Origin of the sequence: Pseudoalteromonas sp. GW168-MNA-CIBAN-0100 (assembly GCF_040309225.1) — a bacterium.
Classification (GTDB): Bacteria; Pseudomonadota; Gammaproteobacteria; order Enterobacterales; family Alteromonadaceae; genus Pseudoalteromonas; species Pseudoalteromonas arctica.
In genome coordinates, this window is record NZ_JBEOOL010000567.1 from 1 (window position 1) to 271 (window position 271).

Here is a 271-nt window from a genome sequence, read left to right on the forward strand (position 1 = left end):
GATTTAAGAGAGGATGTACACGATTGTTTAAAACGCGAATGGCTTCAAACTGTACTAATGATAAATTATCATCTAATTGAAAATTTTCACTTAGGTTAATACACACAGATGCATCACTGCTGTGCTCTACAATTAAAAACTCTCCCGACTGCGCTTTAGAGGTTAAATTAATAACGGCTTCAGTACTTGGAGTGCTTCCTGTGTATTGCTCAAAAAACCAACTTTTAGCAAGTACTGGCTTTAATTGAAATTTCACTGCGGTTGCATTGAG

At 36.2% G+C, this 271-nt stretch carries 1 protein-coding gene; it reads right to left on the bottom strand.

All coding sequences use genetic code 11. The features are described 5' to 3' along the window. The coding region (locus AAEY62_RS22455) for a cell division protein ZapC domain-containing protein (protein ID WP_350636627.1) at positions 1-271 on the bottom strand (271 nt) is incomplete at both ends.